This window comes from Arthrobacter sp. AQ5-05 (assembly GCF_003287975.1).
Classification (GTDB): Bacteria; Actinomycetota; Actinomycetes; order Actinomycetales; family Micrococcaceae; genus Paeniglutamicibacter.
Genome location: NZ_QMKQ01000006.1, coordinates 108770 through 122747 on the forward strand (window position 1 = coordinate 108770; position 13978 = coordinate 122747).

A 13978-nucleotide genomic window follows, 5' to 3' on the forward strand; every position below is an offset into this window, starting at 1 on the left:
GCACCCCACGATTCCCTACAGGGCGCAGCCGATCAAGAGCGGTTCGTTGTGCAGCTCGATGCCGAAGCGTTCGCGGACCCCGGCACGCACCGCGCGGGCGATGGCCAGCACGTCCGCGCTGGACGCGTGTCCGCGGTTGGTGATGGCCAGGGTGTGCTTCGTGGACAGCGCCGCCCGACCGCCGGCCAGCCGTTCCCCGGCGGTGCCTTCCAACCCGAAGCCCTTGGCGAAGCCGGCCCTGTCGATCAGCCAGGCAGCCGAGAGCTTGACCATGCCGGGGGTGTCCACCGGGAAGTTCGGGGCCCCGGCGGGCAGCGAGTCGAGCACCGCGGCCGGCACGATCGGGTTGGTGAAGAAGGAACCGGTGGAAAAGGTGTCGCGGTCCGCGGCGTCCAGCACCATGCCCTTGGAGGCACGCAATTGGAGCACCGTGGCGCGCACCGCCGCGGCGTCGGCGCGTTCTCCCACCGACACGCCCAGGGTGCGGGCCAGCTCCTGGTAGCGGATCGGCGCGGAGTCGGGCCGGCGCTCCAGCGCGAAGGACACCGAGAGCACCACGTATTGCGGCGAGCCGTTGGTGGTGGTGCGCTTGAGCAGCGAATCGCGGTAGCCGAACCCCAGCCCGGCGTTTCCGAAGTAGGTGGTGAAGCCGGTGGCGCGTTCGTAGACCTTGGCCTCGAGCAACGTGTGGGCCACCTCGGAGCCGTAGGCGCCGACGTTCTGCACCGGGGTGGCCCCGGCCGATCCGGGGATCCCGGACAGGGCCTCGAGCCCCGAGAGCCCGGCGTCCAGGGTCTGGGCGACGGCGTCGTCCCACGGGTGCCCGGCGGCGATGTCCACGCGGATGCGACCGTCGGACAGCTCCTTGCCGATCGACACCCCCCGGTTGGCGATCTGCAGCACCGTGCCGGGGTACCCGGCGTCGTCGATCACCAGGTTCGAGCCGCCGGCAACGATCAGCAGTTCCTCCCCCGCCGCGTCCGCGGCCCCCACCGCGGCGGTGATCCGTGCCTCGGTGTCCGCACGGACGAAGGTGGCGGCGGGGCCGCCGACGCCGGTGGTGGTCAGGGGTGCGAGCAGCTGGGTGTTCACGGTGGTTGCGCCTTAGTGTTCGGAGGTGTTGGTTGCGGGTTCCGGCACGGCGGCGGCCTTGCGGGGGCCGGCGGCCGGGGCCAGGAAGAAGGAGATGACCACGAGGATGCCCACGTAGCCCAGGGCGTGCAGCAGCCCGACGCGGTCAGCCAGCAGGCCCAGCAGCGGGGGGCCGCCCAGGAACGCACCGTAGCCGATGGTGGAGACCACCGAGACCCGGGCGGCGGCGCGCATCGGGTCGTCCGAGGCCGCGGTCATCGCCACCGGGAAGCTCAGTGCGACCCCCAGTCCCCAAAACACCAGGGCCGCGAAGGCCGTGTGCAGGGAGGGCCCGAAGACGAACAGCAGCAGTCCGGCCAGGGTGGACGCCGCGGAGATCCGGATGACCACCACGCGCCCGAGCCGGGCCAGGACAAACCCGCCGCCGAGGCGGGCCAGGGTCATCGCGGTGACGAAGACCCCGTAGCCGATGGCACCCACGGAGTTGATGGCCCCGTAGCCGTCGGACAGGGCCAGGGCGACCCAGTCCCCCGCCGCGCCCTCGGCCAGCGCCATGCCGAGGACCAGCACGCCGAGCACCAGGGTGCGCGGTTCGCGCCAGGCATCGGCCAGCAGCGACTTGTTGGAGTGCCCGGACCCGGCGTTGGAGGCGTCGGGCCGAAAGGCCCTGGTGCCGGTGTGGATGATGGCCAGCACGGCCACGGACATCAATGCGAAGTGCCAGGAAATGGACAGGTGCAGCGCGGCGCCCAGGGCCCCGGCCGCGGCACCCAGCACGGTGCCCACGGAGAAGAAGCCGTGCAGCACCGGCATGATCGGCACGCCCAGGGCCCGTTCCATGGCGGCGCCCTGGACGTTGGAGGAGACGTTCCAGGCGGCGTTGCCGGCGCCCACGAGTCCCAGCGCCGTCCCGGTAAGCACCAGCGAGTGGAGCGCTGCCGCCGCGACGCCTACGGCAGCAAGTGCCACTGCGGTCAGCGAGGCGGCGAGCACCAGGGTCCGCTTGGAGCCCAGGCGCATGACCACGAATCCGGAGACCGAGACCGAGGCGAAGGACCCGGCCGTCATGCACAGCAGCAGCAGGCCGACCTCGCCGTGGCTCAGCCCCAGCGCGTCGCGCACCGAGGGCAGCCGGGAGACCAGCGTGGAGAGCATCAGCCCGGAGGCCAGGTACAGCGCGAGCACGCCATTGCGCCAGGGCATGACCCCGGGGTTGCCCCGGCGCCCCGCGGGGGCGGGCGATGCGGATTCCGATGCTGGTTTCAGAGCTGCACCACGGCCTGGGCCTTGACCAGGACCTTGGTGCCCTCGACGCTGACCACCAGGTCCACGCGGGCGGTGCGGGCCTCGGTGTCCAGCGCGCCGATGGTGCCGACGATCTCGATGGCGGTGCCCCGGGTCTCGGACGGGTTGGTGCCGGCCGGGTCTGCCACCGGCACGGGCTTGGTAAAGCGGGTCTGGTAGTCGACGATGGCGCCGGGGTTTCCGGCCCAGTCGGCGACCAGCTGCACCGCGGCCCCCATGGTGAACATGCCGTGGGCGATCACCCCGGGCAGCCCGACCTCGGTGGCGAAGCGCTCGTTCCAGTGGATGGGGTTGAAGTCCCCCGAGGCCCCGGCATAGCGCACCAGGTCCGCGCGGTTCACGAAGACGGTGGCGGAGCCGATCTGCTGGCCCTTTTCAAGGGCGTCGAAGTCGATCATTACTGGTCCTCTCCGCGTACCAAAATCGAGGAAACGGTGGTGGCGACCTTTTCGCCCTCGGTGGTGGCGATCTCGGCGCGGGTGGAAATCATGGCCCCGCCGCCCATGGCGCGCACGGTGTCCACGTGCAATTCGGCAACCAGCTGGTCCCCGGCCACGATGGGACGGTGGTGGGTGAAGCGCTGGTCGGCGTGCACCACGCGGGAGAAGTCGATGCCGCTGTCGGAATCGTTGACCAGCAGCGCGTCGGCGCGCTGGGCCACGATGATCGCGAAGGTCGGCGGTGCCAGCAGGTCTCCGTGGCCCAGCTGCGCCGCGGCGTCCAGGTCGTAGTGGGCCCGGTGGGTGGCCTTCACGGCTGCGGCGAATTCGCGGATCTTTTCGCGGCCCACCACGTAGGGCTCCTGGGCCGGGTAGTTCCGGCCTGCCAAGTCGGGATTGATGCTCATCGGTTGTGCCGCTCCTGTGTGGGACGAGTGCTGCTGCTTGGGTGAAAGATGTGGGCCCGGGGATCGGCTAGGGGGTGTCCCCGGGGGTGTTGTTGTTGCGCTTGCCGCGCTTGGGCGGCCGGGGCCGGACCAGTCCCTGGGAGACGCGCCAGGCCCTGGCGTCGCGGGCGCGGATCACCATCCCGATCAGGTGGGCCACCAGTCCGATGCCGATGATGCCCATGGCCGTGTACATCAGCGGCCGGTTGTGCGTGTTGGCACCGATCAGGGCCAGGACGATGCCAGTGCCCGAAACCACCATCGACCCGATGGCCAGTTTCTTGTACAGTCCGGAAGAAGCTTCCCAGGGGGTATTGGTCATGCTCCAATCCTAATTCAGCGCCGCAAATCGGCTTAGAACAGTGCGCCCTGGACCGGTGGCGACTGTGTCGCATGTTCACCCAGCGCCAGTTTGCGCCCCTTCAACACAGCCGCATTGGCCACGAACATCTCCGGTTGCCCGCCCAATTCCATGCCCAGCACCTGCCCGGAGACCGCGGCCACGCAAAAACCGTGGGGTCCTTCGGCGAGGTTCCCCGGGTAGGGCTGCAGCCGGCGGGCGTCGAAACCGGCCAGCAGGACCTGTCCTTGGGGCGGCGGGGTCCAGGTCTCCTCGACCGTGTGCGAACCGGCCAGGGTTCCCGGGTCCAGCGACGCGAGAAGGCTGCGCGCGGCCTCCGCCCTGGAAGCGTTCAGCGCATCGAGTTCCACGGTGCCCACGTGGTTTTCCAGCAGGCCGCGGACCTTGGAGTTGGCCCTGACCTGTTGGGTGAATCCGAGCTCGCTGGTGAGAAGGTCCTCGAGGTCGCGCACCGAGACCCCGTCGGGGCACCAGGCGACATAGCGGGCGCTGATCGCGCCCTGTTCGGCCAGGCGGCGCCACTTGCTGGGGTTCGCGGCAGTGCCGACCTTGGTGGTTCCCTGGGCAAACGTCGCCACGTAGAGCCAGTGCGGTTGGTCCAGGTAGTCGCGCAGGCCCGGACCGGCGCGGCCCGTGCGATGGAATTCATGCATCGGCCGTGATTGGTCGGCGGCCGCGCAAGGTGCGCACTGGGTGCCGCTGGCAATCAGGGAGCCGGTCGGGCAGGGCACCAGGGTGCGGTGGGTCCTGTCGGCGATCAGTTGGTGGCCCAGGCACCAGCGGCCGGGCAGCACCCTGAAGCCAAGCCGCGTTTCCGGTTCCAGCACCACGTCGCGGGCGTGCCGGTTTTCATCATCGAGCACCAGCGACGGGGTTCCGGGGGCCGCGGGCCAGCGGATCCCGCGGCAGAGCAGGGCGCGGGTTTCCACCTCAGCCGTGCAGTGCCCCGGCCACGGCGGCGGTGGCGTGCAGCCAGGCCCGGCGTGTTGCCGGGCGCAGTCCCTCAAAGCGGATCTGCCCCTTGACCAGTGCCGCGTCGTAGGGGACGGTGACCACGGAGCGGGCCAGGCGGCCGAAGCCGTGGGCGATGCGGTCAAGCTGTTCGCTGTTGCCGTGGGGCTGGTGCTGGGAGACGATGACGACGGCGTTTTGGGCCAGCTCGGCGTAGTGTCCCCCGCGCTTGGCCAGGGCCTCGAGCAGCAGGGCGCCGGCCTCGGCGTGTTCCTCCACCGTGGTGCTGGCGATGACCAGCTGGTCGGTGTGGTCGATCATGCGCATCCAGCGTTCGGCCGACTCGTCGTTGCCCGAGTCCATGATGGTCAGGGAGAAGAAGCGCGAGGCTATCGAGTGCAACGCGTCGAAGTCCGCGGCGTTGACGAACTGCTCGCTGGCCAGCAGCGTCGGGTCGGTGCGCAGGACGCTGTAGCAGTCCTCGGGCTGGTAATGCGTGTAGTCGTGGATGACCGGGTCCCCGACCTTCACGTCCTTGAGCCGCGGTGCGGCAGCCAGCAGGTCCATGGAATGGGCGGTGTGCGGCCCCTGGCTGGTGCGCCAGCCCAGGGTTCCGCGGGTTCCGTTGTTGTCCCAGACCAGGACCGGGTCCCCGGTGTTGCGGCCGAAGACGGCCGAGAGCAGCACCGCGGTGGGGGTCTTGTTGGCTCCGCCCTTGCCGTTGACCACGGAGATGGTCTTGGGTTCGGTGAGCCGGGTGCCGACGACGCGGCGCCATTTGCGTTCCTCGACCTCCTCGGCCGAAGGTTCCATGTTGAAGCCCAGACGCGTGAGGAAGCCGCGGAAACCGCGTTCGGCACGGAACGTGGTCTCGTCCTCGGGGCGCAGGAACGTGTCGCGGGTCCCGGCTGCCGGGTTCATCTCGCGGAAGGCCTGGCGGCGCCCTTCGGGCGTCGTGAGGTCCTCGGCCGGTGCTGAGCTGTCCGCCGTCTTGGCCGCTGCCGCGGCGGGCGCGGCGGGGTTTCCGGCGGCCTTGGGTGCGACCGGCTTCGGAGCAACCGGCTTGGGCGCAGCAGGCTTGGCTGGGGCAGCAGCAGGCTTGTTGTCTGTCGTGGCCGTCGGCTTGGCGGGTGTTGCCGCGGGCTTCGCGCCCGGTGCGGCTGCCGGTTTGGCGGCCGCGGGAGCAGGCCTTGCGGCGGGGATGGCTGCCGTCGGAGCCGGCTTTGCCGCGGTAGGTGCGGGCTTTGCTGCGGCTGGAGCGGGTTTCGCTGCCGGTGTGGCGGCGGCCTGTGCAGGCTTTGGCTCCACGGGAGCCGGCTTGGTTGCGGGGGTGGCTGCAGGCTTGGCGGCTTCCGGCTTCGCGGCCGGGGCCGCGGGCTTGGCCGGTGCAGCGGGCTTGGCCGGTGCAGCGGCTGCGGCAGGTTTCGGGGAAGCAGTGGCTGCGGGCGCGGGTGGCTTGGCGGCGCTTACGGCGGGGGCCGCGGGCTTGGCCCCGGTTGCAGGCTGTGTCTCGGCCTTGGGCGGAACGGCCTTGGCATCCGGTGCTTTTGCTGCTGCTGGCGCCGGTGCTGCTGGTTTGGCTGCGGGCTTGGCATTTGCCGGCGCCGGTGCAGCGGGCTTGTTCACGGTCTTGGTGGCGTTGCCGTCCTTTTCCGGGGCTGGCGCGGCGGCTGCGGGCCTTGCCGGAGCCGACGGAGCCGGTTTGGGTTGCGGCTTTGCGGGGGCCGTTGCGCTCGACGCGGCCGTCGGTGCGGTCTTGGCGTTTGCGGCGCCTGCGGTGTTGACCGGGCTGGCTGGTCCGGGCTTGGCGGTTGCGGCCGGGGCTCCTTCGAGGCCGGCTTCGGGAACGGCATCGAATTCGTCCGGCACCCGGGGCTTTGCCGCGGCCTTCTTCGCGTCGTCCTTGGCCTGTTCTTGGGCTGCCACTTCGGCTTGGCGGGCGCGCCGCAGGGAAGCACGGGTCGGGAACTCTTGGTTGAAGTCCGCTTTCGGCATGTGCTTCGTCCTCTCCTGGAGATTCATGGTCGTCGAGAGCGAATGACCCCAACGAGTCCAACCTTCCAGGTCGGGCACGCATGATTGCGGCTTTCGCACTTCGTCCATCTTATCGGGCAACCCACGTGAACCGCCGGATTGAGTCGGCTTGATCACAGGCGCCATCAAAGTAGGAAATGGTATGTGTCGTGGCTAGCCTTGGAGGTGGAAGCCCGCGTTGACCTACATTGGGAGCCCGGGACACTGAACGAACAGGATTTCTCTTGGACTTTTTCTCCACTGCCTTGGACGCACTAAGTGCCTTCATCTTCGCTGCTGCAGGAAACCCCCTGTCGTACTTGATGATTTTCCTGTTTTGCGCGATTGACGGCTTCTTCCCGCCGGTGCCCAGCGAATCGCTGGTCGTGGCCTTGGCTTCCCTGGTGCCAACCCACGGAAATCCGAACCCCTGGCTACTGGGGCTGGTCGCCGGCCTCGGCGCCTTCGTCGGTGACAACGTGGCATACCTGATCGGGCGCGGCATCGGAACCGACAGGTTTGCGTGGATGCGCCGGAAGCGGCTTCAGCACGCCTTTGCCTGGGCCGGCTACGAATTGCGGCTTCGCCCGGTCTCCCTGATCCTGGTTGCCCGGTTCGTTCCCATCGGTCGTGTCGCGGTGAATCTGGTGGCGGGAGCCACGGGTTTCCCGCGCCGGACCTTCATCATCCTGACCTGCTTTTCCAGCCTGGGCTGGGCAACCTATTCCGTCCTCATCGGGATCCTGGCCGGCCGGTGGTTCGAGGAACACCATCTCCTGGGCATGGCGGTCGCCGTGGCGGTGGCCATCGGACTGGGGATCCTCATCGACCGGATCGTTTCCAGGGTCAGCGGGAACACGTCGTTGCGGAAATAGCCGGAGCCGACGCAAAACAAAAACCGCGGCTGGACCCGTTATCCGGGCCAACCGCGGTTTTTTTGTCGAGCCCCCCACCGGAATCGATCCGGTGACCTCGTTCTTACCAAGAACGCGCTCTACCACTGAGCTAGGGGGGCAACGAGAAAACACTCTACCCAATGATCGACCTAAATTGCACATCGAAAACCGCGGACATGACCAACGCCACATTTTGGCGCCTTCGACAGTGCGTTTCCGCCCGTTCGAAGCCGGCAGCCGCCCCCCTCCGGCTCTGTATCCGGGGGCCGTGCCGACCCGCAATCCGGATGGCCCGGTGCCTCAGCTTTCGGTTGCCTTGCGCCGCCCGGCCTTCAGCAGCTCGAGCCCAATGGGGATGACGGAGACGAGAACGATCGCGATGAAGATGACATCAATGTTCTTGCCGACCCACTCGTATTGGCCCAACCAGAAACCCAGCAGTGTCACGCCCACGCCCCACAGCAGGGCTCCCAGGAGGTTGTAGAGCGCGAAGACTCGGTAGCGCATGTGCGCCACCCCGGCGATCACCGGGGCGAACGTCCTGATGATCGGGACGAATCGGGCAAGAACCACGGCCCGCCCGCCGAAGCGTTCGAAGAAGACATGCGCCTTGTTGACATGCTCCCTGTGGAAAAACCTTGAATCGGGCTTGTTGAAGATTGCGGGGCCGGCCTTGCGGCCGATCAGGTATCCGGTTTGGTCACCGGCGAAAGCCGCAATAACGATCAGCAGCGCAAACAGCGGCAGGCCGACATCCAGGGCGCCGGTGGCGACCAGAAGCCCTGCGGTGAAAAGCATGGAATCACCGGGCAGGAAGAAACCCACCAGCAGTCCGGTCTCGGCAAACACGATGCCGCAGATCAGCAGGATCACCCACGGGCCCAATGCGGGATTCCGCAAGAAGACATCGGGGTTCAGCCAGTCCGGCAGGAAACTCGCCGACGCCGGCCGCACCGCAATCGCAGCCATCGTTGCATGCAGATTCAGAAGTTGGATCACCGAACAAACCATACGGCACCACATCGTCTCACGAGCAGGACTACACCGATCGGAACCGGTTTCCCAGCCGATTCACGGCCTGCACTCGGACATGCCCCGCGGGTTGAGCCCCGGCGCGAAAGTCGCGTTTCGCCACAGCCGTGCAACTGCCCGCGTCGTTCACTCAGCGGATAGGTCCAAGGGGGCCAATGGAAGGAACGCGCCGGATGACAAAAAGGGGCGCGCCGTCGGGTGCACCCAGGCCTGCACTTGGGCACTTTTTTGCCTGTTTTTGGGCAAAGAAAAAGCCCCGGAATCGTTGAGATTCCGGGGCTAAGTCCTTGGTAGCGGCTCCGGGACTCGATCCCGGGACCTCACGATTATGAGTCGTGCGCTCTAACCAGCTGAGCTAAGCCGCCACGAATGATGAGACCCGCGTCCGCGCCAGGTTCCCTTGCGGGCCGACTTGGACGCGGGCCATTCCATTCAGAGCCCCCCATCGGAATCGATCCGATGACCTCGTTCTTACCAAGAACGCGCTCTACCACTGAGCTAGGGGGGCAACGAGTAAGAACTCTACCAGCAATTTTCGACGCTGTGAAATCGGGATGGCACTTTGTGATCGACCACACAAAATCCCTTGAAAGCGGCACGTCAGGGTGTCATTCGGGTCGGAATGCAGTGATGCGAATCACCAGGCAATTGGTCGGGGCGGTGCCGCAGAACGCTCCTGTTCCCGTGATGGCGGCGACGGAGGCCAAGGGTCTCGTCTTCGGGACACCTTGGCCGGGAGGTTCAGTCATGCGCCGGTCCGGAATCGCGCCTGGCTCCCCATCCGCCTTCTCCCTGCGTTGCGACTGGTTGCCGTTGGCGGAAATAGGCAGGCATCGGATCCGGACCATTCTCCCGCACCATGGATGGGCTCCGTGACGCCTCCGGATGCACCGGGAACCTTCCAGGTGGGACCGCATCCTGGAGGCACCGTGGGTTCTGCACGGGAGCCGAAGGAACTGAAAAGAGGACGCGAATTCGCGCGGAGGTCCCGCAAGCACCCGCAGGCGCGAGCAGCTTCTGTTGGAGTCGCGGGGCCCGCCGCGCGCGCTGCTGCAGCCGTGGCGGCAGTGCTCACCTCCCGAATCCGTGAAACCGTCCCCGGCCACCTCACGAAAGCCTCCATGGATGGCCGGCAGAGGCCGCGGCCGCCCCCGCCAAGTCGCCCATGGGCCGGGGAACGGTGCAGGTCCATGCTCGTCGTCCGGGGCCACCTGGCGGCCCTGCCAGTGCACGCCCCCGCAACCCACAGGGGCCGCAGGATGTCACCCCCGGGGGAATCCAGCGGTTCCGCGAAGGCACCTTCCATTTCCGGTTGGCACCCGTGGTTGCAGGTGATCCCCGACGGCATGGACGCATCGGGTTCATGGCCTGCCGGCTCCTCGCCGCACGGCGGGGAACGGGCCCAACACGCATCCGGGCCGGGGCCGGGAAAAGCAAGACCCCCGGCGGGAGTGCCCCTCCTTGCCAGGAAGGACACCCCTCACCGGGGGTCGTGGCTGTTTAGTGCCTAGTAATCGCGACGGCGCGGGCCGCCGGTGGTGCGTGGCTTGCGCGAGGAGCCGCCGAAGCTGCGCTCACCTGCGCCGGCACCGGCGTTGCCGCGGTATCCACCGCTGCGCTCGCCACCGGCGTTGCGGTCGTAGCCGCCGCGGTCGCCCTCGGAGGAGCCGCCTTCGGTACGACGGTCGTTGCCACCGCGGTAGCCACCGCCGCCACCGCTGCGTGCGCCGCCCTGGTAGCCGCCGCCACCGCCACGGCCGCCGCTGTAGCCGCCGCGTCCGCCGCCACCCTGGTAGCCGCCGCCGCCTTCGCGGTCGGACTTCGGGCTGCGGCCGTTGTCCAGCTCGAGGTGGATCAGTTCGCCACCGATGCGGGTGCGGGACAGCGAGCGGATCTGCTCCGAGGAGAGGTCTGCCGGCAGTTCCACCAGGGTGTGGTCGGCACGGATGTCGATGCCACCGATCTGGGCGGAGGTCAGGCCGCCTTCGTTGGCAAGTGCGCCAACGATGGAGCCGGGCATGACGCGCTGGCGACGGCCCACCGCGATGCGGTAGGTGGCGTTGCCTTCGGTCAGGGAGCGGGACGGTCCGCGGGAGTTGAATCCGTCGCGTCCGCCACTGGCCAGGCGTGCCTGCTTGGCCGGGGCCGCAGGCATTTCCTGCATGAGCAGCGGGCGGCCGCCCTGTGCCATGTGGGCCAGCGCCGCGGCGATCTCGACCTCGGTGATGTCCTCGTGCTCGGCCGAGTACTTTTCCACCAGGTTGCGGAAGACCGTCAGGTCCTGCGAGGAGATGGTCTCGCCGATCTGGTCGGCGAACTTGGCCAGGCGCTTGTCGTTCACTGCGTCAACGCTCGGCAGGTGCATGTGCTCCACCGTCTGGCGGGTGGCCTTTTCGATGGCACGCAGCAAGTACTTTTCGCGCGGGGTCATGAAGAGGATCGCGTCGCCCGAGCGGCCGGCACGGCCGGTGCGGCCGATGCGGTGCACGTAGGACTCGGTGTCGTGCGGGATATCGAAGTTGATCACGTGGGAGACACGCTCCACGTCAAGGCCGCGGGCCGCAACGTCGGTGGCAACCAGGATGTCGATCTTGCCATCGCGAAGGTTCTCGATGGTGCGCTCGCGCTGCTGCTGCGGGATGTCACCGTTGATGGCTGCGGCGGTGAAGCCGCGGGACTTGAGCTTGTCGGCCAGGTCCTCGGTTGCCATCTTGGTGCGCACGAAGGCGATAACGCCCTCGGACTTCTCCGACTCCAGGATGCGGGTCATGGCATCGAGCTTGTGGGCTCCCATGACCTGCACGTAGCGCTGGCGGATGTTGGTGCCGGTCGAGGTGTTCGACTTGACCGAGATTTCCTGCGGGTTGCGCAGGTACTGCTTGGAGATGCGGCGGATCGAGGACGGCATGGTGGCCGAGAACAGCACCACCTGCTTCTCTTCCGGGGTGGCCTCGAGGATCTTGTCGACCTCTTCGGCGAAGCCCATGCGCAGCATTTCGTCGGCCTCATCCAGGACCACGTACTGCAGGTCCGACAGGTCCAGGGAACCCTTGTTGATGTGGTCGATGACGCGGCCCGGGGTGCCAACGACAACCTGGGCGCCGCGGCGCAGGCCTGCAAGCTGCGGGCCGTAGGCGGATCCGCCGTACACGGGAAGGACGGTGAAGTCGCCCATGTGCTTGGCGTAGGAGGTGAAGGCCTCGGCGACCTGGAGCGCGAGCTCGCGGGTCGGGGCAAGGACCAGGACCTGGGTCTTGCGGGCGGTGCCGTTGAGGTCGGCCAGTTCGGCCATCTTCGACAGCGCGGGAAGGGCGAACGCGGCGGTCTTGCCGGTGCCGGTCTGGGCAACGCCCACGACGTCGCGGCCTTCGAGCAGCAGCGGGATGGTGGCTGCCTGGATCGGGGAGGGCTTTTCGTAGCCCAGGTCGGAGACGGCGGCGAGAACGCGGCCGTCGAGGCCCAGATCGGCGAAGAGGATCGAGTCTTCTTCGGTCTTGGTTTCGGCGGTGGGCTGGTTTTCGGGCATGTCAGAAGACAAAGAGAATTACCTCATTCATAGGGGCGGATGGACCCCGTATCAACGAGGTTCCGCAGCACAATCGGACTCAATCACTTTGGTCCGGCGACTCCCCTATGAAAGGAACAACCCGCATCAGATGGCGGGCTCACACACGACAGCTCCTGCCTCAAGAATTGGGCAGAATGCGAGGGAAGCCGGATACAGTGAACACCTAATCTTATCGCCCTTGGCGCAACATGGGGTACTTAATGCCGGTGAGGTTGCGCACACGGTGTGGCAAACCGGACTATGATGTGCCCGTTCACGGCTTTAAACCTTCCCGTTTCCCGGGGGTGGACCCCTGGCCGGCTACCGCCCCGCGGCGCCGGGCAGCGTGCGAAGGACCTTCTCCGGAAGCCGGTGGCCGGTGGCCGCCTGGTGGGCCAGCAGCGCCTCGGCCTGCACGGGCGTGGGGCCGAAGAAGACGTCGCGGATCCGCACCCCGTGCCCGGGACGCGAAAGCACCACGACCTCGTCGCCCGCGCGGACCTTGCCGGTGCGGATGACCTTCAGGAAGCAGCCTACGTCCCCGCGTTCGGTGAACCGGGGCACCCAGTTTTCCGCCTCGAGATGCCGGGCAAAGGTGGAGCAGGGAACCCGCGGGCAGGTGACCTCCAGGACCACGGAGGCGCCGATCCGCCAGCGCTCCCCCACCACGGCGTCGGACGTTTCGACGCCGGAGATCCGCAGGTTCTCCCCGAAGAGCCCGGCGACGACTTCCCGACCCAGATCCGCACTCCAGCGTTCGGCCTCGGCCGTGGAGTAGGCGTAGATCGCCTGGTCATAGCCGCCATGGTGTTCGCGATCCACCTGGGTGTCGGCGTAGAGCCCGAGCTTGCGCACCTTGACCGGTCCGGCGACGGGCCGTTTGTCGATGGCGGTGATTCCAACCGCGCCGGCGTCGGGCTTCAGCGCGTGCACGATGCACACCGCCTCCAGGCGCCCACTGGCGATGTCGGCGGATTCGGGGTGTCCGGTGGCGGGGTTCGGGCTCATGGAAAAAGCCTATGCCAGGGACAGAAAGAGTTTCTCCAGCTTGTCCCGGTCCAGCTGCGCGGACCCGGGCTCCCGGGCCTCGGCAAGCATGCAGGATTGCAGGCCGCTGGCGATGATGCTGAAGCCGGCCCGGTCCATGGCCTTGGAGGCGGCCGAGAGCTGGGTGATGACCTCGCTGCATTCGCGCCCGTCCTCGATCATCCGGATCACGGCGGCCAGCTGGCCCTGGGCGCGCTTGAGGCGGTTGAGTACCGGTTTCAGTTCAACGGGGTCGAGTTCCATGCCCCCAGAATATACACCCCGGGGTACGGACAAGAAGCGCGCCACGGCGCAGGGCCGAATCCGCGCACCGGCATTCATCGGGTAACCTGCGGTGCATGGAGAAGAAGCAAAACGCCCTCGGGGCAGCGAAGTGAAAACCGCCAAGGACGCGCTGCCGGCCTCGCTGCGCACCGCCCGCTGGTGGTGGGCCGCCGCCTGCGCCTCCGCGCTGGCATTCGCCGCCGGGTTCTTCCTCAATGCAGCCTCGCGCCCGGCCAACGAGGCGCCCGGATTCTGGGGCGCGGGCATCGCACTGGTCGGGCTGGGCCTGGTCATCGGGTACTGCACCTTCCAGCTCTGGTTGGGCAAACTGGCCGGGCGGATCTCCCTGACCTGGTGCGGGATCATCGTGGGCATCCCGCTGCTGACCCGCGGGGTGCGGTTGGGCATCTTCGGCGCGCTGCTGCTGGTGGGCGTCGCGCTGCTCTGGAGCCCGGGAGCCACCAGGTACTTCGCCCCGCAATCCAAGGCCGCCCGCGCCAGGCGCCGGGCCGAACGCAGTGCCGAGAAGGCCCGCAACCAGCGTCGGTGACTCCCCGGGACCCGGGCATCGACCCATGTCGGAG

13 protein-coding genes and 3 tRNA genes are annotated in these 13978 nt (G+C 67.9%); 2 read left to right on the plus strand and 14 right to left on the minus strand.

The annotated features are described in order from the left end of the window. Positions 1-15: 15 nt before the first annotated feature. The 7 genes from DQ353_RS08225 to DQ353_RS08255 form a co-directional block, all read right to left on the minus strand. Positions 16-1092, minus strand: coding sequence for a UDP-N-acetylmuramate dehydrogenase (locus tag DQ353_RS08225; RefSeq protein WP_113762275.1), 1077 nt, complete (start codon positions 1090-1092; stop codon positions 16-18). Between the two features lie 12 nt (positions 1093-1104). Continuing rightward, the gene (locus tag DQ353_RS08230; RefSeq protein WP_113762276.1) at positions 1105-2295 is read right to left on the minus strand and encodes an MFS transporter; all 1191 of its coding nucleotides are present in this window, start codon (positions 2293-2295) and stop codon (positions 1105-1107) included. Between the two features lie 59 nt (positions 2296-2354). Continuing rightward, positions 2355-2795: a MaoC family dehydratase gene (locus DQ353_RS08235; RefSeq protein WP_113762277.1), complete on the minus strand. Its 441-nt coding sequence runs from the start codon at positions 2793-2795 to the stop codon at positions 2355-2357. Next, a complete protein-coding gene (locus DQ353_RS08240) occupies positions 2795-3244 on the minus strand; it encodes an FAS1-like dehydratase domain-containing protein (RefSeq protein WP_113762278.1) in 450 nt (149 codons plus the stop codon). Before DQ353_RS08240 ends, DQ353_RS08235 begins: the two co-directional genes overlap by 1 nt. A 67-nt stretch (positions 3245-3311) precedes the next feature. Next, positions 3312-3605, minus strand: coding sequence for a hypothetical protein (locus tag DQ353_RS08245; protein WP_113762279.1), 294 nt, complete (start codon positions 3603-3605; stop codon positions 3312-3314). A 32-nt stretch (positions 3606-3637) separates the two neighbouring features. Further along, positions 3638-4573 carry a DUF2797 domain-containing protein gene (locus DQ353_RS08250; RefSeq protein WP_113762280.1) on the minus strand — a complete coding sequence of 312 codons (936 nt, stop codon included), beginning with the start codon at positions 4571-4573 and terminating at the stop codon, positions 3638-3640. A 1-nt stretch (position 4574) separates the two neighbouring features. Then, a complete protein-coding gene (locus DQ353_RS08255; protein ID WP_113762281.1) occupies positions 4575-6590 on the minus strand; it encodes a MinD/ParA family ATP-binding protein in 2016 nt (671 codons plus the stop codon). A 284-nt stretch (positions 6591-6874) separates the two neighbouring features. On the opposite strand from DQ353_RS08255, the gene DQ353_RS08260 reads away from it, so the two are divergent. Continuing rightward, on the plus strand, positions 6875-7483 hold the full coding sequence (locus DQ353_RS08260) for a DedA family protein (RefSeq protein WP_113762331.1): 609 nt from the start codon (positions 6875-6877) through the stop codon (positions 7481-7483). Positions 7484-7551: 68 nt separating this feature from the next. Here the strand turns inward: DQ353_RS08260 and DQ353_RS08265 are convergent. The 7 genes from DQ353_RS08265 to DQ353_RS08295 form a co-directional block, all read right to left on the minus strand. Beyond that, positions 7552-7623: transfer RNA gene (locus DQ353_RS08265), tRNA-Thr, on the minus strand. Between the two features lie 181 nt (positions 7624-7804). Then, complete coding sequence (locus DQ353_RS08270) at positions 7805-8473, minus strand: VTT domain-containing protein (protein WP_113762282.1); 669 nt, start codon at positions 8471-8473, stop codon at positions 7805-7807. 351 nt (positions 8474-8824) lie between these two features. Further along, a tRNA-Met gene (locus DQ353_RS08275) sits at positions 8825-8901 on the minus strand. A 71-nt stretch (positions 8902-8972) separates the two neighbouring features. Further along, a tRNA-Thr gene (locus DQ353_RS08280) sits at positions 8973-9044 on the minus strand. Between the two features lie 999 nt (positions 9045-10043). Beyond that, positions 10044-12062, minus strand: coding sequence for a DEAD/DEAH box helicase (locus DQ353_RS08285; protein ID WP_113762283.1), 2019 nt, complete (start codon positions 12060-12062; stop codon positions 10044-10046). A 342-nt stretch (positions 12063-12404) separates the two neighbouring features. After that, positions 12405-13091 (minus strand): MOSC domain-containing protein, encoded by a 687-nt coding sequence (locus tag DQ353_RS08290; RefSeq protein WP_113762284.1) that lies wholly within the window; start codon positions 13089-13091, stop codon positions 12405-12407. A 9-nt stretch (positions 13092-13100) separates the two neighbouring features. After that, positions 13101-13373, minus strand: a complete 273-nt coding sequence (locus DQ353_RS08295; RefSeq protein ID WP_113762285.1) for a metal-sensitive transcriptional regulator — start codon at positions 13371-13373, stop codon at positions 13101-13103. Between the two features lie 130 nt (positions 13374-13503). On the opposite strand from DQ353_RS08295, the gene DQ353_RS08300 reads away from it, so the two are divergent. Next, positions 13504-13944 (plus strand): hypothetical protein, encoded by a 441-nt coding sequence (locus DQ353_RS08300; RefSeq protein WP_113762286.1) that lies wholly within the window; start codon positions 13504-13506, stop codon positions 13942-13944. The last annotated feature ends 34 nt before the right edge of the window (positions 13945-13978 follow it).

Bases quoted from the DNA above. Each gene is read 5' to 3' on its own strand.
- DQ353_RS08270 (WP_113762282.1), bottom strand. From the start codon at position 8,473: ATGGCTGCGATTGCGGTGCGGCCGGCGTCGGCGAGTTTCCTGCCGGAC.
- DQ353_RS08230 (WP_113762276.1), bottom strand. From the start codon at position 2,295: ATGCCCTGGCGCAATGGCGTGCTCGCGCTGTACCTGGCCTCCGGGCTG.
- DQ353_RS08235 (WP_113762277.1), bottom strand. From the start codon at position 2,795: ATGATCGACTTCGACGCCCTTGAAAAGGGCCAGCAGATCGGCTCCGCC.
- DQ353_RS08245 (WP_113762279.1), bottom strand. From the start codon at position 3,605: ATGACCAATACCCCCTGGGAAGCTTCTTCCGGACTGTACAAGAAACTG.
- DQ353_RS08295 (WP_113762285.1), bottom strand. From the start codon at position 13,373: ATGGAACTCGACCCCGTTGAACTGAAACCGGTACTCAACCGCCTCAAG.
- DQ353_RS08255 (WP_113762281.1), bottom strand. From the start codon at position 6,590: ATGCCGAAAGCGGACTTCAACCAAGAGTTCCCGACCCGTGCTTCCCTG.
- DQ353_RS08240 (WP_113762278.1), bottom strand. From the start codon at position 3,244: ATGAGCATCAATCCCGACTTGGCAGGCCGGAACTACCCGGCCCAGGAG.
- DQ353_RS08285 (WP_113762283.1), bottom strand. From the start codon at position 12,062: ATGCCCGAAAACCAGCCCACCGCCGAAACCAAGACCGAAGAAGACTCG.
- DQ353_RS08290 (WP_113762284.1), bottom strand. From the start codon at position 13,091: ATGAGCCCGAACCCCGCCACCGGACACCCCGAATCCGCCGACATCGCC.